Origin of the sequence: Advenella kashmirensis WT001, assembly GCF_000219915.2 — a bacterium.
Classification (GTDB): domain Bacteria; phylum Pseudomonadota; class Gammaproteobacteria; order Burkholderiales; family Burkholderiaceae_B; genus Advenella; species Advenella kashmirensis.
Genome location: NC_017964.1, coordinates 938,971 through 960,474 on the forward strand (window position 1 = coordinate 938,971; position 21,504 = coordinate 960,474).

Here is a 21,504-nt window from a genome sequence, read left to right on the forward strand (position 1 = left end):
GAAACAGCATGTTTGAAATACTTTCCGATAACTGGTTGCTGCTGCTGGTTGCCAATACCCCGAGGGGCCGCTGGGCGGGCTGGCTGCCACCATCGTATTGGCCGTGCTCAGCCTGATTTTCTCTTTTCCGCTGGGTATTGTGCTGGCGTTGTGCCGGATTGGATCTGTGCGCATTTTGTACTGGCCTGCAACCGCAGTGGTATATATAGTGCGCGGCCTGCCGTTGATTATGTTTATATTCTGGGCATACTTCATGGTGCCTGTGATCATCAATCGCCCGGTTGCCGGCACCACGACGATGGTGGTCGCGCTGGTTTTCTATGAGAGCGCCTACATCTCCGAGATTGTGCGCAGCGGCATTCAGGCCTTGCCCGCCGGACAGCTAGAAGCGGGGCGCTCGCTGGGCCTGAGCTATTTTCAGACAATGCGCAAAGTCATTCTGCCGCAGGCCCTGTTCAATACGATACCCAGCATTCTGAGCCAATTTATTTCAACCGTGAAAGAGACCTCTTTGGGGTTTGTGATCAGCGTGCATGAACTAACCTTTGCCGCCACCCAGATCAACAGTATATTGCTGACCCGGCCGTTTGAGGTATTCGGCTTGCTGGCATTGACTTACTTTTTTCTCAATCTGATTCTGGTCGGGCTGGTCAAGTTGGTTGAGACGCGAATTGAACACAGCCGTATAGCATTTGAAGGGTAGGAGTTTCGCATGATTCAGTTTAACAACGTGTCCAAGTGGTACGGCCAATACCAGGCCTTGTGCGATGTGACCGCAAAGGTGTCGCAGGGCGAAGTGCTGGTGGTGTGCGGCCCGTCCGGTTCAGGCAAGTCCACGCTGATTCGCACCGTTAACCGGCTTGAACCAATACAGGCCGGTTCCATTATTGTGGATGAACAGGACGTGAATGCCTGCAAATCAATAGATGCGTTGCGCAGTCATATCGGGTTTGTATTCCAGCAGTTCAATCTGTTTCCTCATATGAACGTGCGCGATAACCTGATGATGGCGCCGGTCATGTTGAAACGCAGCAATAAAGCGGCTGCGCGTGAACAGGCCATGTCGTTGCTGGAACGGGTGGGCCTTGGCCATAAGGCCGACGCTTTTCCCGGCCAGTTGTCAGGCGGACAGCAGCAACGGGTCGCCATTGCCCGCGCGCTGGCGATGAACCCGAAGATCATGCTGTTTGATGAACCCACCAGCGCGCTGGATCCGGAAATGGTCAACGAGGTTTTGCTGGTGATGAAGTCGCTGGCTACCGAAGGGATGACCATGATCTGCGTAACGCATGAAATGAATTTTGCGCGGGACGTGGCCGACACGGTCTGGTTCATGGATGCGGGGGCCATTGTTGAGCAAGCGCCGCCGGCCGAGTTCTTTACTCACGCCCGGACCGAGCGCGCCCGCAAGTTCCTGGCCGATATCAGACACTGACGCCGCTGCCGTAAGGAATGCCAAAATTGCAGACATCCTTGGCCAGCATGGCAACTTCCTTGTAGAGCATGGCGTTGGCATTTTTTGCATACATGGCGCAGTAAAGGGATTTAGGCGGTGCTTTGGTGGTTTTCAGTATGGCCAGCTTGCGGCTGGTGACCAGGGGATAGAAATAGTCGATAGGCAGGCAACAGATGCCGAAACCGGCTACTGTCAGCCCTGCCATGGCCAGCAAGCTGTTGATCGTAAACAGGTTTTTTTCTGCCGTGTACGGTTGCAGCCAATCGTCATACACGGAATTGAGACCCGATTCCATGTCCTGGCGAATCAGTGACATTTCGGAAATGTCCTGGGGCGTGTAGACCCGGTCACTTGTGATAATGCTGGGGACTGCCTACCCAGGCTAAGGAACATAGTCAAAGGGGGACTGTTCCAGCAATGGCGATTTGAATTCGCTGTGCAGAAAGGCCATATCCAGCTGGCCCTTGAGCAGGTTCTGCTGCAGCTCGGCCGCCATGCCTGTTTTGGGACTGACGGTTAGTTTGGGAAAGAGAATGCGCAATTGCGCAATCAAATCGGGAAGCCAGGTCATTGCCGTGATTTCGGTAATGCCCAGGCGCAATATGCCTGAAAACGTGTGATGGCCTTTGAGCTTCATGAGCATCACATCGCGCTGGGTTAACAGTTCGGAAGCCAGTTCAACGATTTCCTGGCCTTTGGGTGTCAGGGTTGCCTTGTGGCCGCTGCGATCAAAAATGCTGACATCGAAATCCGATTCCAGCTCCTGGATGCGCTTGGTAATGGCCGATTGGGTTGTATTCAGGCGCTGGGCCGCGCTGGCAAAACTGCCCAGTTGCACCACCCAGTAAAGGGCTTCGATTTGTTTGAATGTAAGCATGGCGACTCAGGATTGGATTGTATGGACATAAAACGTTTCGTAGCCCGCGAAACGAAGCGGAAGACAAATTGATTCCCAAAAAGAATCATTATTATCAATCAATATTATTTTTTTTCAAATGCAATTATGGCCGCCACGCCACCCATAACGGTTATTTGTCATCGCCTGGTAGCAATGGGCGTGTCAACCGAACATCGAAACGAGTGGCTGTTGCTACTCAATAAAGGAGATTTTTTTATGAAAAACAGCAAGAAACTTCAGCGTCTGTGTTTGCCTGCCCTGGCCGGCGCGCTACTGGCTATCGCTGCGCCAGCAACAGTTCAAGCCGCGGCGTTTCCGGAACATGCGATCAAGCTGGTTGTGCCCTGGTCGCCTGGCGGCGCAACCGATGTGCTGGGACGCATCCTGGCCAAAGGCTGACGGCTCAGTTAAAGCAGACCGTAGTGGTGGAAAATAAGGCGGGCGCTGGCGGCAACATTGGTACAAGCGCCTTTGTGCGTGAGAAGCCGGATGGCTATTCGCTGCTGGTGGCGACCAGCTCGACCAATGCGGCCAACCCACATTTATACAAGCGGTTGGGTTTTGATGCGCAAAAGGATTTTGCGCCTATTGCATTTGTGGCCAATATTCCAAACGTGCTTGAAGTGCCCAAGGACTCGCGCTTTGCTACAGCGACTGATCTGCTCAAATTTGCCAAAGAGAACCCTGGGCAACTCAATTATGGTTCTGCCGGCGTGGGCTCATCCCAGCATCTGGCCACGTCATTGCTGCAACACATTACGGGCGCCCGCTTTACGCATATTCCCTACAAGGGCAGTGGCCCTGCGGTGAGCGATCTGCTGGGCAAGCGGCTTGATTTCATGATCGATACAGGCTCTATGGCGCAGGTTAAGGGCGGGAACCTGACGGCGCTCGCCGTGGCATCGAAAAAACGCATTCCCTTTTTGCCCGATGTGCCGACGTTTGAAGAAGTTGGCGTCAAGGATATGGTGGCTTCTGCCTGGTATGGCATTGTTGCTCCAAAGGGAACCCCTGCAGACGTTGTCGATACCTTGAATAAAGCGGTCAATAACGCGCTGAAGGATCCGCAAACCCGCGCTCAGCTCGAAGGCATGGGCGCGCAGGTTGTCGAAGGAGACAACACATCGTCCGAGTTCGGCGCATTCATTCAATCTGAAATAACGCGTTATGCTGAACTGGTGAAAATGTCAGGCGCCAAGCCAGAGTAATTGCCGGTATGCCCGGGGGCTGCCCAATGATGGCGCCGGGCAAAGCGATTGCCTGGGGCGTGTTCAATTGCCGGCGGCACTGTCTTGCGGATCGCTTTGGTAAGCCTCGCCAGCCTGCAGCATGGTCGAGATGTCGTCCTGGCCAAAGCCGGCCTCGGTCAGAATCTGCCTTGTGTGTTCGCCAATATGCGGGGCGTGATGGCGCAGCGTCGGCGAAAAACCGGTCATGCTGACCGGCACATTCAGATGTCGTATCGTTCCCTGCGTGGGATGCTGCTGCTTTTGAACCAGGCCCACATCTGCAATATGCGGATCGGATAACAGGGAAGAAATGGTATGGCAGGGCATGCAGGGGATGTCGTACTGCGTGAGCCGCTCCAGCCAGTATTGCGTATCGTGTTTGGCTATTTCCTGGGCACGCAGTGAAAAAAACTCGGCAATGTGATCAATTCTGTTCAGGGCCCGGTTAAAGCGCGGGTCAGACTTGAGCTGTGGTCTGCCCATGGCGTCGAACAGCGCCAGTACCTGGGCATCGGTATTGGTCGTGACACAGATATAGCCGTCGCTGGTTTTGACGGGGCGGGCGTTTTCGTCAAGCAAACGCTTGTCGCCGCTGGGTGAGATCGGGGGATCAAAGGATTCGCCGTACAGATGTTCGCTAAGCACCAGCGTGGCATAACTTTCAAACATAGGAACTTCGATCTCCCGTGGACCGGGACTGCGGGTTTGAGCATAGAGCGCGACCATAATGGCATTGGCCACCATGAGTGCAGCGGTTCTGTCTACCACAACATAAGGCACATAGCGTGGCTCGTTGCCATTTTGCGCAAACAGGGACGCCAGCGCCGTCGCACCCTGCAAAATAGAATCATAGGCAGGACGATTGGCATAACGCCCCTGGCTGCCAAAGCCCACGATGTTGCAATAAATCAGATTGGGATTGACGCTGCTGAGCGCACCGAAGGAAATGCCCAGGCGGGCCATGGCATCGGGTCGCATATTATGGATCACAATATGCGAACGGGCTGCAAGCTTCATGAACGCCGCCTTGCCCCGTTCTGTTTTCAGGTTCAGGCAGAGGCTGCGCTTGTTACGGTTCATGTGCATGAACTTGCCCGACATGCCGGGAGTGGGGGAATGACCGGAGATCCAGCGGATGATGTCGCCCGATTGCTGCTCCAGCTTGATGACGTCTGCCCCATAGTCTGCCAGTGTCTGCGTGGCGTAAGGACCAACAACGGCTGAGGTCAGGTCCAGGATACGTATGCCGGCCAGCGGCAACTGTGGTGTCTTGTTATCCATGGGAATTGAACGGGCCCGAGCCTGCAGGCAATAACGCTGACGGTTTCACGATTGTCATCCCTCCTGTACAAATATAGTTATGAATAGCAACCTAATATGGTTGATAAATGAAACTATATCATGTTTGGGAAACATCAGTGAAGCGATGTTGCGGTTTTGCCCTATGCTCGACCAGAGTCAGACCCGATGCGTCTACCGCGCAGAACAGGTGCGCCGCCAGGGGTGCCGCAAAAAGCCCGGCTCTGTGCTGCTTATGTCAGAAAACTTATGGCAGATAACTTACGGCTTACGGTCAGGCGCTTCGGTGCCACCCTTTTTGCGACCTGGGTGCAGGTCCATCAGAATTTTTGTGCGAAAAATCAGCTTGGCGATAATCACGTCAAACTGTTCTTTTTCCTGCGGGGTCAGCACGTCCAGGATTTCATTGTTCCTGCGCAGGGCGATGGGAAACGCACTGGCATAGAGTTTTTCCCCTTCTTCGGAAAGCGACAGCTGGATACTGCGACCGTCGCTGTCGCTGTTTTTACGCTGGATCAGACCGCGCTCTGACAGACTGGCCACCGCTTTGCTGGCGCGGCTTTTGTCAATGTTTGCTTCCTTTGCCAGCGTTTTCAATGACATGGGCGCAAAGGCGGCCAGCAGGCCGATAAAGCGCCAGCTCTGCTTGTCCAGGCCGAACAGATCCTGGTTGATGGATTCAGCCAGGGTGCTGCTTAAAAACGCCAACCGGTTCAGGCGATACGAAAACAGTTCTTTAATGTTTTCAGGTTGCTTCATGATGATCATCGTCTTTGTGTTTCCAATGTACTGAATCATGCGGGATATGATAAAAAAAATCAACAAAAATAGTTGAATAAAGAAACTATATGGTTTACGATCTGGATAATGGTTGAAAAAATCAACTAGTTTGCTGATGGTTTGTGTGGAGGCCGCTTTCTGGTTAAGCCGCAAATGTCTGGTAGCCCATACTCTTTTCTACTTATCGTTCTCAGGTCGACACTGCATGAAAACCCGTATTACCCAAATGTTGAATATTGAATATCCGATTATCCAGGCCGGCATGAGCTGGGCTTCGTCCAGCGCGGCGTTGCCGATAGCGGTGTCCAATGCGGGCGGGTTGGGCATGATCGCTGCGGGACCGATGTATGAACAGGATTTTCGCAAGGTGCTGCAAGCGGTGCGCGCCGGCACCGATAAACCGTTTGCGGTCAATATTCCGCTGTACCGGCCCGGGGCGCAGGCGTTTCTGGACATGGCCTATGAGTTTCGGGTGCCGGTGATTTTTGCCTCGCAGGGCGGGCCCAAGGCCCATCTTGCCCGTTTTCGGGAGATTGGAACAAGATGGGTCCATGTCGTATCCACCCTGGAGCATGCCGGCAAGGCCGCTGCTGCGGGTGTTGACGCCCTGGCCGTTGTGGGCGCAGAGGCTGGCGGGCATCCGCCGGCCAATGAAGTGAGTTCGCTGGTTATTGTTCGCAAGGCAGCCCGGATTTTGCGCTGCCGATCGTGGGCGGCGGCGGTGTCGCCGACGGCTATGGCATTGCCGCTATGCTTGCACTGGGTGCAGATGCCGTGCAACTGGGGACCCGCTTTCTGATGACAGAGGAAGCCAGTGTCCATGATGCTTATAAGTCCGTGGCGCTGGCAACGGGTGTGGATGGCACCGACCTGGTCGGCCGCAAGGGGCTGCCGGTCCGAATGATTCGCAATGACTTTGCTGCACATATGCGGCAAATTGATCTCTCGGCATGCGACAAACAGGAATACGAAGCCGAATTTAGAAAAAGCACGCTCAGGCAGGCTGCACTGGATGGCGATGTGGCATGGGGCAAAGTGGAGCTTGGCCAATCGGCCGGGCTGGTCGACAGCATTGTGCCGGTAAGCAGCTTATGCAGCAGCTGGTGGCTGAACTGAATGATGCCCGGTGCGCGCTAAGTGAAATATGAAATGCAGTATGACGCGGAATATGAAGTGGAATATGAATTTTACGAACGGAAGGAAATCGCATGTCTGTCTTGCTGACTGAAATTGAAAACAATGTTCTGACCATCAGTCTGAACCGGCCTGAAAAACACAATGCCCTGAATACGGCGCTGACCCAGGCGCTGCTCGATGCCCTCAAAGATGCTGAGCGCGATCCCCAGGTTAGGGCGATTATTGTGCATGGCAATGGCAAGTCTTTCTGTGCAGGAGCCGACACGACAGAGTTCAGCAGTCTGACGCCGGACGCATCTGATCAGGTGCTGGACCGTGCGGATCTGACAACGGCATTGCATTTGTCATTTTCAAAAATTGCCAAACCGATTATTGCTGCTGTGCATGGCAATGCGCTGGGCGGTGGCGCCGGACTGGCGCTGGCTTGTGATCTGGTGGTGATGGCTGAAGATGCCCGTTTTGGCTACCCCGAACTGAAGCACGGGATTGTTGCCGCAGTAGTGCTGGCCAATCTGGTGCGCCAGCTGGGGCAGAAAAAAGCCTTTGAGCTGGTGGCGATGGCCGAACCAGTGAGCGGTCAGCGTGCCTTTGAACTGGATCTGGTCAATCGGGTGTGCCCGGCCGCAGACGTGTTGGGCGAGGCCCGGATCTTTGCAGAGAAACTGGCCAGCTGGAGTCCTGTGGCGATGGCGACGACCAAGCGCACATTTTATCGCGCGGCAGACCTGGCCCTTGAAGAGGCGCTGGCCGTGGGGCGTGATGCCAACGTCATGATGCGCGGGTTCAGCAAACCATGAAGGGCAATAGCATGCGACCGCTGGAAGGGCTGAAAATACTTGATCTGTCACGGGTGCTGGCATGTCCGTTTGCCTCTATGATTCTTGCTGAAATGGGCGCGCAGGTGATTAAGGTGGAACAGCCGGTCACGGGTGACGAAACGCGTCATTTCGAGCCACGCGTCACAGGTGAGCATGGCAGTGAATCGGCCTACTTTTTTGCATTTAACCGTAGCAAGCAATCGATCACGGTTAATCTTCGATCGCAAGAGGGACAGAACATCATCAGGGAATTGGCGCGCGAGGCCGATGTGTTCCTGGAAATTCCAGTCGACACCCTGAAAAAATACAATCTGCACTACGATGCCATCAAAGAACAGAACAATGACATCGTGTATGTATCGTGCACAGGCTTTGGCATGACTGGGCCGTATTCACCGCGCAAGGGCTATGACACGGTGTTTCAGGCGATGGGCGGCATCATGAGTCTGACCGGAGAACGCGGTGGCGGTCCTGTCAAACCCGGCTTGCCGGTCGCTGACTTGACATCGGGGTTATGGATTGTGATCGCGATTCTGACTGCGATGGTAGGCAAAGACCGGACGGGTCGTGGTTGCCATGTGGATTTTTCCATGTTCGACGGGCAGGTTGGCTTACTGTCACTGGCTGCCGCCCGCTATTTTTCGCTGGGCGAGGTGCCGGCCAGGCTGGGCACCGAGCATCCCGGGCGGGTGCCGTCTGCTGCATTCGAATGTGCCGATGGCAGATGGGTGCAGATTACCGGCAGCGACCAGCATTGGAAGCCTCTGTGCGAGCTGCTTGGACTGGATCAATGGGCGGCAGACGCCGGCCTGGCAAAGAATGCCGAGCGGGTGCGGCGACGCAGCGAAGTCATGCAGGGGTTGCAGCAGGCCATCGGCAAGCTGGATCGTGCCCGGCTTTGCCAATTGTGCGACGAGCGTGGTGTGCCGGCAGGACCGATTATGTCGGTCGATGAGATTTTTGCCGACGCCCACGTAGCAAGCCGGGAACTGGTGCAGCGCTTTACTCACCCGCAGGTAGGCGAATTTGAAGGAATCGCAGTCCCGTTCAAGTTTACAGGATACGACAACCCGGTCATGGGACGGCCACCCCTGCTGGGCGAGCATACAGATCTGATTCTGATGGAAAAACTCGGGCTGACTGAAGAACAAATCCTGGGTTTGAGGCAACTGAAGGCAATTTGATACCAAGGCTGGCATATCCGGTTGTAATTTTTGCGGATCTGCCATGACAACGCCATTTTTGACTGATGCAAAAATCAGCAATACAGGAGACAGACATGTCCAACTATTTTTCCAGCGGCAATCGGCTCTTTGCCGGCGCCATAACGATACTGGCAGCGGGTATCATGCATACCGCGCAGGCTGCCGCTTTCCCGGATAAACCAATTACGTTCATCAATCCTTACGCGGCCGGGGGGCCGGCTGATATTCTGGCGCGGATCGTGGCCAAACAAATGAGCGATGTGCTGGGTCAATCCATTATCATCCAGAGCAAACCGGGTGGCGGCGCCAGCATTGGCGCCGAGTATGTTGCCCGGGCCAAACCCGACGGTTACACCGTGCTGTTTGGCACAGCAGCTGCCCATGTCGTGACTCCCCTGATGCAAAAGGTGCAGTATGACGGCATCAAGGACTTTACCTTCGTTGGCATGGTTGGCAATATTCCGAATGTGTTAACGGTTGCGGCCGATTCGGGTTTGAAATCAGTCGATGAATTGATCAAGGACAGTCAGGCCAACCCGGAAAAATATACCTATGCCTCGGCCGGTAACGGCAGCTCCCCCCATCTGACGGGCGAAAATTTTAAGCAGAAAACGCAGGCAAAGTTACTGCACGTACCCTACAAGGGGGCAGCGCCTGCGTCAACAGACCTGGCCGGCGGGCTGGTCAAGGTCGGTTTTCTGAATTTACCCGCGGTGTTGCCGTTCATCAAGCAAGGCAAGTTGCACGCGCTGGCGATTGCCGCCAACAAGCGTTCCCCCGCCTTGCCGGAGGTTCCGACCATGGATGAACTGGGTTACGACGGCTTCAAAGGCTCAAGCTGGTATAGCATGGCCGTTCCGGCCGATACCCCCAGGGAAGTGGTCGACACCCTGTACGCAGCACTGAAAAAAGTCTCGGAAAATCCTGAAACGATCAGTATGTACGAGAAGCAGGGCGTTGAGCCGTTCCTGATGGATAGCAAAGCGGCCAGCGACTTCGTTGCCCAGGATCGCGAAAGAATAGAAAAGCTGCTGAAGGCGGCCAATATTACAAGCAAATAAGGATACGACAAATGTCATATGAAACGATTGAACTGACGGTAGAGGAAAATGGCGTGGCCACTGTACTGTTGAATCGTCCGCAAAGCAGAAACGCGCTGAATGTGAAAATGTGTGCCGAGCTGGTCAGCGTCACCGAGCAGATCGAGCAGGATGAACGCATTCGCGTGGTGGTTTTTCGCGGTGCCGGCCCGGCGTTTTGTGCGGGTGCAGATCTGAAAGAGCGCAAGGATATGACATTGTCCGATATGACGGCCAGACGGGTAGCCGGTTTTGCTGCCTATGACGCGATTGAAAAACTATCGCGTCCCGCCATTGCGCTGGTGCACGGTCCGGCTTTTGGTTCCGGTTGCGAAATTATTGCCGCGTGCGACTTTGCCTGGGCAACGCCCGAGGCTACCTTCCGCTACCCGGAAGTGAGCTGGGGTACCGTGGGCGCCACCCAGCGCATCAGCCGGATTGCAGGAATTCGCATTGCCAAGGAACTGCTCTTTAGCGGTCGTGTTTTCGATGCGCAGGAGGCGCGCGAGTACGGTCTGATCAACCGGATTGTCCCGCAGGATACGATCGAAGAACAGCTGATGCAGATGGCCGGGGATATTGCAAATGCAAAACCGCTGACCGTCAAGCTGACCAAGCATTCTGTTAACGCCGGCGTTGAGACAACCCGCGAGGGCGCCATGGCGATTGAGCTGCTGGCAATTGAAAAGAACCTGCGCCACAGCGACTGGAAGTCCGCCATATCCACCTTTGGCAGCGTAAAAGGAGAGTGACCATGTTGCCCAGAGGCAGGATCCTGAGCGAGGTGCTGGCCCAGACCGTGGCGGCATATCCAGACAATGATGCTTTCATAGACAATGAGTCGCGCGAAACCTGGCGCAGCTTGTCCGAAAAGGTAGACCGTACGGCAGCAGCCTTGTGGCAACGTGGTGTTCGCAAAGGCGATCATGTCGCGGTGATGCTGGGCAATGGTGTGCTGTGGCTGCAGACGTTTTTTGCATGTGCCCGGATCGGCGCGGTAACCGTACCCATCAATACGCGCTTCAAGAAGGAAGAACTCGTCTTTTGCCTGAAGCAGGCAGATGCCAAAGCCATTGTGCTGACCGGCCAATTCCTGGGTATTGATTTTGCCGCATTGCTGTCCGAGGTGGAACCTGCGCTGGCCGTGGGGTTGCCCGGCGAGGTATTGCCAAAACTGACTCAGGTACTCATGTTTGAGACTGCATCGGTGCCGGCCGGAGCGATTGATTTTGACCAGTTGCTTGCCAGTATGAGCCAGGAAGATATCAATGCCTGCTCCTTGCAATGCGGTAGCGTCAGTCCTGACGATATCCTGTTGATTCAATATACCTCTGGCACGACGTCGTTCCCGAAAGGCGTCATGCTCAGCCACGACAATATGCTTTCGGATGCCTATGCCGTGTCGCTGCGCATGGGCATTACACCAGAGGACCGTTATTTCAGCATCAGGCCTTTTTTCCATGTAGCCGGGTCCACTTTATCGATTCTGGTATCGGTCAGTACCGGGTGTTGCCTGCTGACTTTACCCAAATTTGATGTATCGCTTGCCCTGGCCATGCTGCAACGGGAAAAATGCACACTCACTTCAGGCAACGACACGATTTTTCTTATGCTCATGGGGCATCCGGATTTTGATGCATCGAATTTGCATTTGCGCGGCGGATGGGCTGCTGCTGGCCCAGAGGTCATGCAGAAAATTCATGACCAGATGAAAGTGCCGAATCTGTGCAATGCCTATGGTCTATCGGAGGCTTCTCCCAACGTAGTCATGTCCAGTTGGGATGACCCGCTGCCATTGCGTACCGAAGGCTGGGCATTACCCCATAAGGGCGTGCAGGTGCGGATTATGGATACAAATACAAATGAAATAATGCCGGCGGGTCAGGCCGGCGAGATTGAGGTAAAGGGATGGAGTGTCATGCGCGGCTACTACAATATGCCTGAAGTTACTGCCCGCACTTTTACCGAAGATGGCTGGCTCAAGACCGGAGATCTTGGCAAAATGGATCAGGCCGGGCGCCTGAAAATGGTTGGCCGCTTAAAGGACATATTCCGTGTTGGTGGAGAGAACGTTGCGCCCACGGAAGTCGAAGGATTTATTCTGATGCACGAGGCCGTTGAACTGGCGCAAGTGGTTGGGGTACCCGACGAGCGGCTCGGCGAAGTGCCGGCTGCCTTCGTTATCCTCAAGCAAGGGCATAGCTGCACACCCGAGGAGTTAATTGCCTGGTGCAAGCCGCGTATTGCTAACTTCAAGGTACCTCGTTACGTACAGGTTGTGGACAGTTTTGATCAAATCGGCATGACCGGTAGTTCAAAGGTGCAGAAAAATAAACTGCGCGCGTATGCCATAGCCGTGCTTGGATTGGCGGAGCCGACAAAATGAGCAATATCGTTATTTGTGAGTGCTTCGCCCGGGATGGCCTACAGCATGAGCCCGTGATGCTGCCGCTGGCTACCAAGATTGCGCTGATCGACCGCTTTTCCGAGATGGGACTGACACGGATCGAAGCGACCTCCTATTCAAACCCGAAAGTGATTCCGCAGTTTGCCGATGCCAGTGAAGTGCTCGCTGGCATACAAAGACGGCCTGGCGTGTTCTACAAGGCGACGTGCGCCAACGTACGGGCGGTGGAGCGTGCGCTGATAGACTCGGACAAGGGGATCGGCGCGAACGAGATCAGTTTGCTGGTGTCGGCCACGGATGGTCATTCGCTGAAAAACCTGAAGCGCACACGTGCGGACCAGTGGAAAAATATTGCGGATATGGTCGCGGCTGCGAGCGGGCAATACCGTCTGGTAGGCACCATTTCCATGGCGTTTGGGTGCCCGTTCGAAGGACAGGTGAGCGAATCCGAAGTGCTGCGCGACGTGGAAAAATTCAGTAATGCTGGCGTGCAATTGGTTGCCTGGGCGATACCACGGGGATGGCGGTGCCGGCGACAACTCAGCGGCTTTTTGCTGCAGTGATCAAGGAATTCCCGCAAGTGGTGCCCGTTGCCCATTTTCATGACTCACGAGGCACCGGCATGGTCAATTACCTTGCTGCCTACGAGAGCGGCGTGCGCTATTTTGACTGTTCCATGGGCGGGGTAGGCGGGCATCCGACTGAAGTGAAATACGGCGGCGGCTTTACCGGCAATGTTTGCACTGAAGATTGGGTCAATCTGCTTGAGTCCATGGGCGTGGACACGGGCGTTGATCTGCAGTGCATGCTGCAGGCCTCTGCCTATTGCGAATCGGTACTGGGCCGGGCGTTGCATTCGAAAGTGGCCTTGAGTGGGCTTAATCCGTTGCTGGATTCACATTCGGCAACGACCGCGTCATAAGAAAATATACATGATTGGAGTGAGAGCTCGGTCTTGCTGCATTCAGCAAAAGCGAGCCGGTAACAGGCCCTGGTGCAGCGGATTGGGAGCATGGTCTGTGATCAGCTCTGCCAGATACTGGCCCGATGCCGGTCCCAACTGAAAGCCGCTGGATGAAAAACCACAAGCGTAATACAAATTGTCCACCGATGCACTGGGCCCGATAATGCTGGTGTGGTCCGGGGCATAGCCATCAATCCCGGACCAGGCCCGGGTAATGCTCACATTTTTGAGAAACGGAAAAAGGTCGGTCACGATGCGGGCGCTGTTGGCCAGTCGGGAAAAGTCCAGTTCTGCATGGTTTTGCCTGGCATCGGCCTCACACTCCAGCGCGCCGCCAATGACGACTGTGCCATTGGCAAACTGCTTGAAGGACAGGCCGCGGCTGGTGGCACCCAGGACCGGGTTGATAAAATGCGGTACGCGCTGGGTCACCATGAGCATCAGGCCGCCAGGCGTGACCGGGATGTGTTCCCCGCAAAGGCGCGCCAGCTCGGCGGTCCAGACGCCAGCGCACAGCAGGAGTTTTTTGCCGGCAATAGTGTGTTCTGGCGTACTTACGCGCCAATGGTTGCCACTCTTTTCTATGGCATTGACGGGTGATTGCTCTCGTATCTGTGCACCGTACTTGCGGGCCTGATGGGCAAAGGCTTGAACGATCAGATAGGGAAAGGCAAAACCATCTGTGCTTACCCACAAGGCGCCTTCAACGTGCGCGGCAATGGCTGGCACGATCTGTCGCACCTGGTCCTTGTCTATCAGTTTTTCGTGGTGAAAACCGTGTTTGGCAAGCAGATCCCGGCGCTCGCGCAGAATTTGCATATCCTGTTCGGATTCGGCAACCTTGATTTGTCCGGTTCGCACAAAAGCGCCATCAAAACCGTGCAGAAAATCAAGCGTTTGCCACAGCTGGGAGGATGCCAGAGACAGCGGGATCTCGGGCAGTACGCGACCCAGGGTTCGCACGCCACCGGCATTGACACCGGACGCACAGCGACCACACGTGTCCCGTTCAAGCAAGACAACAGAGAGTCCTTTTTTGCTCAGAAAATAGGCTGCAGCAACACCATGAATACCGCCACCGACAATGATGACATCACATTCGACAGGGTGACTCATGGGTTGCCTTTTACGTTCGCTTATACGGCAGCCGAGACGATGATCTCAACCAGCAGCTTGGGCGCCGCCAGTTTGGATTCACCGGTGGCGCGTGTAGGCGCGGTGCCTTCGGGAAGCCAGCTGTCCCAGACTTCATTCATGCCTGCAAAATCGCGGTCAATATCCTTGAGCCAGATCTGCGCCGTCAGGATTTTGTCTTTGGATGAACCGTGTGCTTGCAGATGTTTTTCAATTTTCGCCAGAATGCTGCGGGTTTGTCCCTGCACGTCCTCGTCAGGATTATCACCTGTCAGGCCACTCAGAAAAAGAATGCCGTTGTATTTGACGACACGGCTCATCCGCTTGTTGGTTTCGAAACGTTCTATTGTTGACATCGTTTACTCCTGTAAAAAAATCAGAATTAGGAATCGGTGGCATTGGCCAGCTCTGCCAGTGTAACCGGCTTGAGCGGGGCGCGGATCCGGTAGTAGCCGACCTGATCCTGTGCAACCTTTAACTGGTCGGCAATCACTTCGGTCACCGTGAGCCCGCACATGCGACCCTGGCACGGGCCCATCCCGCAGCGGCTGAATGACTTGGCCTGGTTTGGCCCCATGCAGCCTTGCTTGACGAAATCCCGAATTTGCCCGGCAGTCACTTCTTCGCAGCGACACACAATCGTGTCGTCTTGCGGAATCCGGTTTTCGCGTTTGGGCATGTAGGCGGCATCCAGAAACGGGCGCAGCGCCATGTCCTTTTTCAGTCGGGACAGCAAGGGTGTGCTGCGGCTATCGAGCGATGTTGCCTGCGCCGGATCCAGCTGGGCGTCTACGGCCATGGCGGCAAGCTCGCCGCGGGTAACGGCAGCCTGGGCGCCGGCAATACCCTGGCCGTCACCGGCAAGGTAAATACCTTCAATGTCGTGCAGCCGGCCCCATGCGTCTGCTTTGGGGATCCAGCAGGCACCTGTGTCGGACCAGTCGTGTGCGGCGCGCAACAGCCAGGTAAATTGAGTGTTGGGAACGACGCCTGATGCAGCAGTACCAGATTGGTATCGAGCTCATGCGTTTGCCCCTGGTGTTCAAATGAGATTGAACGCACGCTGGCTTCGCCCCGCACCTGCAAATTTTGCACGCCGCGATAGAAGGGGATCCTTTTTTCCTTGATGGCGTTGATCATGGACAGGCCCTTGCGGATATCCTTGAAGGCAGCAAGCCCGGAGAGCAGGGCCGGACTCGCGTGAAAAATATCCCGGCCCGAGCTGGTGTCCAGTACGGCTGCAATCTGCACATTGGCCCGCAAATATTGCCAGCAAATCAGATAGAGCAGGGGGCCGCAGCCGGCTATGACAACGGGTGTGGCAGGTACGGTCCCGGACCCCTTGAGCAATACCTGTGCGGCGCCGGCGCCCATGACGCCAGGCAGAGTCCAGCCCGGAATGGGAAACGGCCGTTCCATGGCGCCCGTGGCCAGAATCACTGCATCGGCAGTCAGCGTATGGGTCTGCCCCTCGTGCAGATAATGGAGCTGGCGCTCGCGTGTCAGGTTCCATACGGTAGCGCCGCGCAGGTGTTGCACGCCGCTGGCGGCAAACTGCCCGGCCACGGTCGCACCCGCCGCGTAGTCCGGTCCCAGTATGCCGGCCAACCCGGTTGTGGTGCCGATGATATTGCGCCATATCTGGCCACCGGCCTGCGGCTGTTCATCCAGAACGGTAACCGAGTGATTCCGGCTTGCCAGTCTGGCCGCGGCCATCATGCCGGCAGGTCCCGCGCCGATGATGGCGACGTTCGTGTGTGTACTCATTGCTCTTCACCTGTCTGAATCACCGTAAACGTGGTCTGGCCCTGCTGCATCCGGATAACCATGCCTTCTTCGATGGTTGTCATGCAGCTTTGTCGGTTTTGTACGCCATTGATCTGCACCAGGCATTCGAAGCAGACACCCATTTGGCAGTATGGGGCGCGCGGCTGGCCGCTGACAGGCGAGTCACGAAAATGCAAAACCTGGTTCTGTATGAGTGCCGCAGCGACGGTAATGCCTTTTGGGGCATGCAATTGCCGGCCTTCGAAATCAAAGGACACGGTCTGGGCAGATGCCTCGCTCCTGTCGGTCTGCACGGTTCTGAAAAGTACTGTGTTCATGATGGATCTCTGGTCAAATTGCAGAAGCGCTGGTTTGAGAATGGGGCGATGGTCTGGGCAGCGGCGCCGCGCAGAATCCAGTCGGGAATCGTGAAAACGTGATTGGCCGCCAGTGTGATGCCGCTGTGACAGGTCACGACGTAGGCGCCGGGCATGTCGGACGACTCCTGGTAGATCGGCACGCCGTCAGGCGACATAATCCGCAGCGCCGCCCAGCAGCGAATGATGCGCATGTCGGCCAGCGCCGGGAAGTAATCGATGGCCCGTCGGGCGATGGCCTGCTGTAATGACAGTCGTGTTGTGTCGTCATAGCCAACGTCTTCCAGCGAATCGCCGATCTGTATCGTGCCTTCATTGGTCTGTCGCACATGCATGGTGGGATAGGACAAAAAGGGAGCACAGCGCTCGCCGATCATGACCTGGCCTGATTCGGTTCGACCGGCACGTGCAGGCCAACAAAGTTACCTAATCGCTTATTGCCCAGGCCCGCGCAAAGCACCACTTTTTTTCCGGTATATTTTTCACCGGCGCGTGTGGTCACGATAAAGTTGCCTGACCGATAATCGATATGCTCGACAGGGTTGTTGTAGCGGTAGTCCACACCCAACTGGCGGGCACCCTGCTGCAACGCGGGCAACAGCTTCAGTGGGTTGGCATGGCCATCCATGGGCGTATAGCAGGCGCCGATCACCTTGGGGCCGATCGCAGGAATATACTTGCGTACTTCTGTCGGCGTCATAAACGTGTAGTCATACTTTTCGTCTACCGAGGCCTGGATGTGGCGCATCAGTTGCTGCCTTTCGTCCATTTCTGCCTGATTGGTAAAGAATACAAAGCCGCCCGGCTGCTGCAGATAGGGATCGATGCCGGTGCTCTCGGTAAGCTCGCGGGCCAGCGCCGGCCAGTTGCGGGCCGATTGCATGGTCCAGCGGGTATACGGAGAAAAGCCATAGCCTTTTCCCTGCACCCACACCAGCCCGAAATTGCCCCTGGATGCACGAAAGGCAACGTCGCCTTCGTCAAGCATGAGCACTTTTGCATTTTGACGGGCCAAACCATAGGCGACGCTTGATCCGACGATACCGCCGCCTATTACAATAATATCTGTGTTGTACATTTCAACCTTTTCCAATCAACACTTTATCCAGGCCAACCAGACGGTCCATGATGATCATCATTATTACCGTTGCAATAATAAGTATTGCCGATACAGAGGTAATCAGTGGATCAATGGTTTGCGCAATATGGTTATACATCCAGACCGGCAATGTCGTTGTGCCCGGTGTTGCAACGAATACCGTCATGGTCAGTTCATCGAAACTCTGGATAAAGGACAGCAGCCAGCCGCCGGTCAGGCCGGGCAGGATCAATGGCAGTATGATACGGCCATATACATGGCGTTTGCCGGCGCCAAGCGATCTTGCTGCCATTTCAACTTCCCGGTCCATGCCGGTAGCTGACGCCAGGACCAGACGCAGGGAATAGGGAAAAATGAAAATGACATGTGTCATAGTCAGCCAGAATACCGATCCCGATAGCCCGGCGATATTGAAAAACCGCAGGAACGACACGCCCAATACCACATTTGGAATCATGAGCGGCGACATCAGGAATGCGCTGACGGCATCGCGCCCCGGAAAACGGAAACGGGTCAGCGCCAGCGCGGCCGGCACCGCCAGGCAGACGGCAATGGTAGATGCGAAAGTAGCCAGTTTCAGGGACAGCCAGAAAGATTGCGTAATCCGCGGCTCTTCCAGCACTGCCTGATACCATCGCAATGACAGCCCATCGCTCGGATAGGAAATGAAGCCTTTGTCGGTGAACGAGACAACGATCACGATGAGCAGGGGCGCCAGCAGAAACAGCATGAAAGCCGTATGAAAGAGCAGCGAGAGCGTTCTATTGCGTTTCATCCATTTTCTCCGGCAGAAAAGATCATGCGGTACTTTCTTTCGGTGTAGCGGTTCAGTCCCATGATAATGATGATGTTGGCGATCAGCAGCAGGATCACAATGGCGGCGCCCAACGGCCAGTTAAGGGAGTTGAGAAATTCGTCATAGGCAGCCGTGGCCACTACTTTCAGACGGCGCCCACCCAAAATGGCAGGCGTGGCAAATGCCGACGCCGACAGGGCGAAAACGATAATGGAGCCTGATAGTATCCCCGGCATTAACTGCGGGAAAATAATCCGGCGAAAGACGGTGAGGGGTGAGCCGCCAAGCGAGCGGCCCGCATATTCCACGGTGGGGTCCAGCTTGCGCAGGGTCGCCCAGATTGAAATAATCATGAAGGGCACCATGACGTGCACCAGGCCGATGACCATGCCGGTGAACGTGAACGTGAGGCGGATGGGCGAATCGACCAGGCCAAGCAGGAGCAGGGTATCGTTGATGAGGCCTTGTCGGCCCATCAGGATGGACCAGCCCAGCGTGCGCACCACAACCGAAATCAGCAAAGGCCCCAGCACCATGACCAGGAAGATGCCGCGCCACGGAGCGCGCATGCGTGCCAGGATGAGCGTTTCCGGAATGCCCAGGACCAGGCAGATCGCGGTGACCAGCAAGGCCATACCGGCGGTGCGCAGGAAAATCTCCCCATAGTAGGGGTCCGAAAAGATGGTTATATAGTTGCCAAACGAAAAATCCGGAATGATGCCGATGGTGCCGTTAAAAGCATAGAAGGACAGCACCGCAACCAGCAGCATGGGAATGATGAGCATGCCGCAAAACAGCAGGAGTGCGGGCGCCAGCAGGGCATAGGGTTCTTTACGCATGTGGGCCACCTGTCCTACTGCTGCTCGGCGATAATACGCAGATCGCAGTCTTGCCAGTCCAGTGCAACCGTCTCGCCGGGCTGCGCGGTGAGCGTCTGGATCGAGACAAACCACATGCCCAGTGGCGTTGTCACTTCACATAGCCAGTGCGTGCCCAGAAAGACGGCCTCGGACAGCGTTCCCGATAGTTTGCCCGCAGTGCCGGGGCCGGCAAAACGGACGTTCTCGGGTCGAATCATAATATTGGCCGTGCCCGCACGAAAAAGATGGTTTTCCGGCAGGCACACCGCGAAGGTCAGGCCATTGCTGCTGACCTGATAGCCCGGCGTATCGCTACGCGCAATTGTGCCTTCAAATACATTGGCACGGCCCAGAAACCCGGATACAAACAGCGTCCTGGGGTTATGGTATACCTCGAGCGGCGGCGCCAGCTGTTGAATGCATCCATCGTTCATCAGTGCAATACGGTCGCTCATGGTCATCGCCTCGGTCTGGTCGTGGGTAACCAGAATTGTGGTAATGCCCAGTTTGCGCTGGATCCGACGCAGCTCAATGTGCATGTTTTCGCGCAGCTTGGCGTCCAGATTGGACATGGGTTCATCCAGCAGGAGCAGCCTGGGCTGGATGGCCAGTGAACGGGCGATCGCGACACGTTGCCGCTGCCCGCCGGAGAGCTGGGCAGGGTAGCGCTCGCCCATTCCTGTCAGGCTGACCATGTCAAGTACTTCGTTGATGCGCTCGCGGCGTTGGGCTCTGGCCATTTTCCGCATTTCCAGGCCGAAACTGATATTGTCCTGGACAGTCATATGAGGGAACAGCGCGTAGCTTTGGAATACCACGCCGATATCACGCTTTTCTGGCGGCATATCGGTCAGGTCCGTGCCATCCAGAATGACCTGGCCACGGGTGGGATCGGTGAATCCGGCAATCATTTGCAGCGTGGTGGTCTTGCCGCAACCCGATGGGCCCAGCAGCGAGACAAACTCACCGCGCTCGATTTCAAGATCCATGGATTTGACCACGCTGGCCGAGCCGTAGTCTTTGCCCAGGTTTCTGACAGAAAGAAAACTCATTTACCGCTCCACTGTCCGGTTCCAGCGATCGTTCCATTGCGTGCGCACGGCATTAACTGTATCCCAGTCGGTCTTTTCCAGTTTGTCGACTGCCTCGCCATACACCACGCGCTGTGCGTCCTCTGCAGGCAACTTAACGGTTTTGTTGACCGGGCCCCAGCTTTGGGTGCGCGCAAAAACCATCTGTATTTCAGGCGAGGCAAGATACTGCACCAGTTTCTGGGCCAGTTCAGGCACATTGCTTTTGACAACAGGACAGGCTGCTGTGAGCAATGCCATGGCGCCTTCCTTGGGATAGACGAATTTGACTGGAAAGCCGGTAGATCTGAGGGTTTCTACACGACCATTACCCCAGACGCCGATAATTGCTTCGCCGTTTTGAAACAGCGAGGTCATGCCGCCAGGCGAGGGTTCCCAGGCCAGTACATTCGGGTTGATTTTTTTGATAATGGCATCAAAGCCGGGGTCCGGTTTTTTTCATCGCCGCCATTGAGTTTGGCAAATTTCACCAGTGTGTGCAGGCCGTACGTATTGTTCAGTGGCGGTATGACCGTGCGTTGTTCGAACTGGGGATTTTCCAGGTCGTGCCATGATGTGGGCGGCGTTATGCCTTCTTTTTTGAAAGCCTCCTCGTTGTAGAACAAGCCGGTGGCCACCAGTCCGATGCCCAGGGCATTGGGTCCCAGGTCAGCAATCGGGTACAGGTCTTTGAATACGGGCGCGCTTTTGTCGATTTTGTCGCAGAAGCCAAATTGCATTGCCTGATACATAGGACCGTCATCAAGCATGACCACGTCCAGTTCAGGATTACTTTTCTGAGCCTGCAGTTTTCCCAGTGTATCGGTCGAGTTGCCCGGAACATAAACAACCTTGACGTTGTTGGCCTTTTCGAACGCGGGAAGCACATCTTCCTCAAATGCCTTTTGCGTTGAACCGCCGTATGATCCCAGATACAACGTGGGCGTTTGCGCATATACCATCGAGGTTGCCGGAGCCATTAAACCTGCTATGGCAATTGTCATAAGCTTGCGTTTCATCATTTTCTCCGTGGTGGGGGGAACAACTTACGGATAACAATAGAGAACACTGCCCGCTATGTAAAATGCTTTTTTTTGGCCCGTCCATAATATGGTGTTATGGCATGCAC

General features: G+C 55.4%; 22 protein-coding genes and 4 pseudogenes. 12 read left to right on the forward strand and 14 right to left on the reverse strand.

Features of this window, described 5'->3' with window-relative positions; translation table 11 throughout:
* Positions 1 to 8: 8 nt before the first annotated feature.
* Positions 9 to 703, forward strand: a pseudogene (locus TKWG_RS04415) (amino acid ABC transporter permease).
* Between the two features lie 9 nt (positions 704 to 712).
* Positions 713 to 1,435, forward strand: coding sequence for an amino acid ABC transporter ATP-binding protein (locus TKWG_RS04420; protein ID WP_014749669.1), 723 nt, complete (start codon positions 713 to 715; stop codon positions 1,433 to 1,435).
* On the opposite strand, the pseudogene TKWG_RS04425 reads toward TKWG_RS04420, so the two are convergent.
* Positions 1,425 to 2,333 (reverse strand): annotated as a pseudogene (locus tag TKWG_RS04425) (LysR family transcriptional regulator). The gene TKWG_RS04420 and the pseudogene TKWG_RS04425 sit on opposite strands and share 11 nt — an antisense overlap.
* A 237-nt stretch (positions 2,334 to 2,570) precedes the next feature.
* Here TKWG_RS04425 and TKWG_RS24540 point away from each other — a divergent pair.
* Together TKWG_RS24540 and TKWG_RS04430 are read left to right on the forward strand one after the other, a co-directional pair.
* Positions 2,571 to 2,753, forward strand: a complete 183-nt coding sequence (locus tag TKWG_RS24540) for a hypothetical protein (RefSeq protein ID WP_014749672.1) — start codon at positions 2,571 to 2,573, stop codon at positions 2,751 to 2,753.
* 23 nt (positions 2,754 to 2,776) lie between these two features.
* Positions 2,777 to 3,562 (forward strand): Bug family tripartite tricarboxylate transporter substrate binding protein, encoded by a 786-nt coding sequence (locus TKWG_RS04430; protein ID WP_014749673.1) that lies wholly within the window; start codon positions 2,777 to 2,779, stop codon positions 3,560 to 3,562.
* Positions 3,563 to 3,625: 63 nt separating this feature from the next.
* Here the strand turns inward: TKWG_RS04430 and TKWG_RS04435 are convergent, their stop codons facing one another.
* Complete coding sequence (locus tag TKWG_RS04435) at positions 3,626 to 4,864, reverse strand: CaiB/BaiF CoA transferase family protein (protein WP_014749674.1); 1,239 nt, start codon at positions 4,862 to 4,864, stop codon at positions 3,626 to 3,628.
* Positions 4,865 to 5,143: 279 nt separating this feature from the next.
* Positions 5,144 to 5,641, reverse strand: a complete 498-nt coding sequence (locus TKWG_RS21120; RefSeq protein WP_171815121.1) for a MarR family winged helix-turn-helix transcriptional regulator — start codon at positions 5,639 to 5,641, stop codon at positions 5,144 to 5,146.
* 226 nt (positions 5,642 to 5,867) lie between these two features.
* Here TKWG_RS21120 and TKWG_RS24545 point away from each other — a divergent pair, with 226 nt between their 5' ends.
* The 8 genes and pseudogenes from TKWG_RS24545 to TKWG_RS04475 all read left to right on the forward strand — a co-directional run bounded on the left by TKWG_RS24545 (position 5,868) and on the right by TKWG_RS04475 (position 13,230).
* Entirely contained in the window at positions 5,868 to 6,461 is a 594-nt protein-coding gene (locus TKWG_RS24545) for an NAD(P)H-dependent flavin oxidoreductase (protein ID WP_014749676.1), read from the forward strand.
* The gene (locus tag TKWG_RS24550; protein ID WP_014749677.1) at positions 6,413 to 6,778 is read left to right on the forward strand and encodes an NAD(P)H-dependent flavin oxidoreductase; all 366 of its coding nucleotides are present in this window, start codon (positions 6,413 to 6,415) and stop codon (positions 6,776 to 6,778) included. The genes TKWG_RS24545 and TKWG_RS24550 overlap by 49 nt, the downstream gene beginning before the upstream one ends.
* Before the next feature lie 92 nt (positions 6,779 to 6,870).
* Positions 6,871 to 7,596, forward strand: coding sequence for an enoyl-CoA hydratase/isomerase family protein (locus tag TKWG_RS04450; protein WP_014749678.1), 726 nt, complete (start codon positions 6,871 to 6,873; stop codon positions 7,594 to 7,596).
* Positions 7,593 to 8,801 (forward strand): CaiB/BaiF CoA transferase family protein, encoded by a 1,209-nt coding sequence (locus tag TKWG_RS04455; protein ID WP_014749679.1) that lies wholly within the window; start codon positions 7,593 to 7,595, stop codon positions 8,799 to 8,801. The genes TKWG_RS04450 and TKWG_RS04455 overlap by 4 nt, the downstream gene beginning before the upstream one ends.
* A 95-nt stretch (positions 8,802 to 8,896) precedes the next feature.
* A complete protein-coding gene (locus TKWG_RS04460; protein WP_014749680.1) occupies positions 8,897 to 9,883 on the forward strand; it encodes a Bug family tripartite tricarboxylate transporter substrate binding protein in 987 nt (328 codons plus the stop codon).
* Positions 9,884 to 9,894: 11 nt separating this feature from the next.
* Positions 9,895 to 10,653: an enoyl-CoA hydratase/isomerase family protein gene (locus TKWG_RS04465; protein WP_014749681.1), complete on the forward strand. Its 759-nt coding sequence runs from the start codon at positions 9,895 to 9,897 to the stop codon at positions 10,651 to 10,653.
* A 2-nt stretch (positions 10,654 to 10,655) separates the two neighbouring features.
* Positions 10,656 to 12,287 (forward strand): AMP-binding protein, encoded by a 1,632-nt coding sequence (locus tag TKWG_RS04470; RefSeq protein ID WP_014749682.1) that lies wholly within the window; start codon positions 10,656 to 10,658, stop codon positions 12,285 to 12,287.
* Between the two features lie 56 nt (positions 12,288 to 12,343).
* Positions 12,344 to 13,230: pseudogene (locus TKWG_RS04475) on the forward strand (hydroxymethylglutaryl-CoA lyase).
* Positions 13,231 to 13,272: 42 nt separating this feature from the next.
* Here the strand turns inward: TKWG_RS04475 and TKWG_RS04480 are convergent.
* The 11 genes and pseudogenes from TKWG_RS04480 to TKWG_RS26405 form a co-directional block, all read right to left on the reverse strand.
* Positions 13,273 to 14,412: an NAD(P)/FAD-dependent oxidoreductase gene (locus TKWG_RS04480; protein WP_264300294.1), complete on the reverse strand. Its 1,140-nt coding sequence runs from the start codon at positions 14,410 to 14,412 to the stop codon at positions 13,273 to 13,275.
* The gene (locus tag TKWG_RS04485; protein ID WP_014749686.1) at positions 14,409 to 14,762 is read right to left on the reverse strand and encodes a RidA family protein; all 354 of its coding nucleotides are present in this window, start codon (positions 14,760 to 14,762) and stop codon (positions 14,409 to 14,411) included. Before TKWG_RS04485 ends, TKWG_RS04480 begins: the two co-directional genes overlap by 4 nt.
* A 26-nt stretch (positions 14,763 to 14,788) precedes the next feature.
* A pseudogene (locus TKWG_RS04490) lies at positions 14,789 to 16,173 on the reverse strand (FAD/NAD(P)-dependent oxidoreductase).
* Positions 16,170 to 16,511 carry a (2Fe-2S)-binding protein gene (locus TKWG_RS04495; protein WP_014749687.1) on the reverse strand — a complete coding sequence of 114 codons (342 nt, stop codon included), beginning with the start codon at positions 16,509 to 16,511 and terminating at the stop codon, positions 16,170 to 16,172. The pseudogene TKWG_RS04490 and the gene TKWG_RS04495 overlap by 4 nt, the downstream one beginning before the upstream one ends.
* Positions 16,508 to 16,927 (reverse strand): NAD(P)/FAD-dependent oxidoreductase, encoded by a 420-nt coding sequence (locus TKWG_RS25785; RefSeq protein ID WP_202947766.1) that lies wholly within the window; start codon positions 16,925 to 16,927, stop codon positions 16,508 to 16,510. Before TKWG_RS25785 ends, TKWG_RS04495 begins: the two co-directional genes overlap by 4 nt.
* Positions 16,924 to 17,628: an NAD(P)/FAD-dependent oxidoreductase gene (locus tag TKWG_RS25790; protein ID WP_202947767.1), complete on the reverse strand. Its 705-nt coding sequence runs from the start codon at positions 17,626 to 17,628 to the stop codon at positions 16,924 to 16,926. Before TKWG_RS25790 ends, TKWG_RS25785 begins: the two co-directional genes overlap by 4 nt.
* A 1-nt stretch (position 17,629) precedes the next feature.
* Complete coding sequence (locus TKWG_RS04505; protein WP_014749688.1) at positions 17,630 to 18,424, reverse strand: ABC transporter permease; 795 nt, start codon at positions 18,422 to 18,424, stop codon at positions 17,630 to 17,632.
* Positions 18,421 to 19,284 carry an ABC transporter permease gene (locus TKWG_RS04510; protein ID WP_014749689.1) on the reverse strand — a complete coding sequence of 288 codons (864 nt, stop codon included), beginning with the start codon at positions 19,282 to 19,284 and terminating at the stop codon, positions 18,421 to 18,423. The genes TKWG_RS04505 and TKWG_RS04510 overlap by 4 nt, the downstream gene beginning before the upstream one ends.
* Before the next feature lie 14 nt (positions 19,285 to 19,298).
* Positions 19,299 to 20,357, reverse strand: coding sequence for an ABC transporter ATP-binding protein (locus tag TKWG_RS04515; RefSeq protein WP_014749690.1), 1,059 nt, complete (start codon positions 20,355 to 20,357; stop codon positions 19,299 to 19,301).
* A complete protein-coding gene (locus TKWG_RS26400) occupies positions 20,358 to 20,753 on the reverse strand; it encodes an extracellular solute-binding protein (RefSeq protein WP_322786600.1) in 396 nt (131 codons plus the stop codon).
* The gene (locus TKWG_RS26405) at positions 20,750 to 21,397 is read right to left on the reverse strand and encodes an extracellular solute-binding protein (RefSeq protein WP_322786601.1); all 648 of its coding nucleotides are present in this window, start codon (positions 21,395 to 21,397) and stop codon (positions 20,750 to 20,752) included. The genes TKWG_RS26400 and TKWG_RS26405 overlap by 4 nt, the downstream gene beginning before the upstream one ends.
* Positions 21,398 to 21,504: the final 107 nt, after the last annotated feature.

What these genes read in the sequence shown, in the direction of transcription:
- TKWG_RS04465 (WP_014749681.1), top strand. Translation starts at nt 9,895, where the DNA reads ATGTCATATGAAACGATTGAACTGACGGTAGAGGAAAATGGCGTGGCC.
- TKWG_RS24550 (WP_014749677.1), top strand. Translation starts at nt 6,413, where the DNA reads ATGCTTGCACTGGGTGCAGATGCCGTGCAACTGGGGACCCGCTTTCTG.
- TKWG_RS04420 (WP_014749669.1), top strand. Translation starts at nt 713, where the DNA reads ATGATTCAGTTTAACAACGTGTCCAAGTGGTACGGCCAATACCAGGCC.
- TKWG_RS24540 (WP_014749672.1), top strand. Translation starts at nt 2,571, where the DNA reads ATGAAAAACAGCAAGAAACTTCAGCGTCTGTGTTTGCCTGCCCTGGCC.
- TKWG_RS26405 (WP_322786601.1), bottom strand. Translation starts at nt 21,397, where the DNA reads ATGATGAAACGCAAGCTTATGACAATTGCCATAGCAGGTTTAATGGCT.
- TKWG_RS04495 (WP_014749687.1), bottom strand. Translation starts at nt 16,511, where the DNA reads ATGAACACAGTACTTTTCAGAACCGTGCAGACCGACAGGAGCGAGGCA.
- TKWG_RS25785 (WP_202947766.1), bottom strand. Translation starts at nt 16,927, where the DNA reads ATGATCGGCGAGCGCTGTGCTCCCTTTTTGTCCTATCCCACCATGCAT.
- TKWG_RS24545 (WP_014749676.1), top strand. Translation starts at nt 5,868, where the DNA reads ATGAAAACCCGTATTACCCAAATGTTGAATATTGAATATCCGATTATC.
- TKWG_RS04515 (WP_014749690.1), bottom strand. Translation starts at nt 20,357, where the DNA reads ATGAGTTTTCTTTCTGTCAGAAACCTGGGCAAAGACTACGGCTCGGCC.
- TKWG_RS04460 (WP_014749680.1), top strand. Translation starts at nt 8,897, where the DNA reads ATGTCCAACTATTTTTCCAGCGGCAATCGGCTCTTTGCCGGCGCCATA.
- TKWG_RS04510 (WP_014749689.1), bottom strand. Translation starts at nt 19,284, where the DNA reads ATGCGTAAAGAACCCTATGCCCTGCTGGCGCCCGCACTCCTGCTGTTT.
- TKWG_RS04470 (WP_014749682.1), top strand. Translation starts at nt 10,656, where the DNA reads ATGTTGCCCAGAGGCAGGATCCTGAGCGAGGTGCTGGCCCAGACCGTG.
- TKWG_RS26400 (WP_322786600.1), bottom strand. Translation starts at nt 20,753, where the DNA reads ATGACCTCGCTGTTTCAAAACGGCGAAGCAATTATCGGCGTCTGGGGT.
- TKWG_RS21120 (WP_171815121.1), bottom strand. Translation starts at nt 5,641, where the DNA reads ATGAAGCAACCTGAAAACATTAAAGAACTGTTTTCGTATCGCCTGAAC.
- TKWG_RS04450 (WP_014749678.1), top strand. Translation starts at nt 6,871, where the DNA reads ATGTCTGTCTTGCTGACTGAAATTGAAAACAATGTTCTGACCATCAGT.
- TKWG_RS04505 (WP_014749688.1), bottom strand. Translation starts at nt 18,424, where the DNA reads ATGAAACGCAATAGAACGCTCTCGCTGCTCTTTCATACGGCTTTCATG.
- TKWG_RS04485 (WP_014749686.1), bottom strand. Translation starts at nt 14,762, where the DNA reads ATGTCAACAATAGAACGTTTCGAAACCAACAAGCGGATGAGCCGTGTC.
- TKWG_RS04455 (WP_014749679.1), top strand. Translation starts at nt 7,593, where the DNA reads ATGAAGGGCAATAGCATGCGACCGCTGGAAGGGCTGAAAATACTTGAT.
- TKWG_RS25790 (WP_202947767.1), bottom strand. Translation starts at nt 17,628, where the DNA reads ATGTACAACACAGATATTATTGTAATAGGCGGCGGTATCGTCGGATCA.
- TKWG_RS04435 (WP_014749674.1), bottom strand. Translation starts at nt 4,864, where the DNA reads ATGGATAACAAGACACCACAGTTGCCGCTGGCCGGCATACGTATCCTG.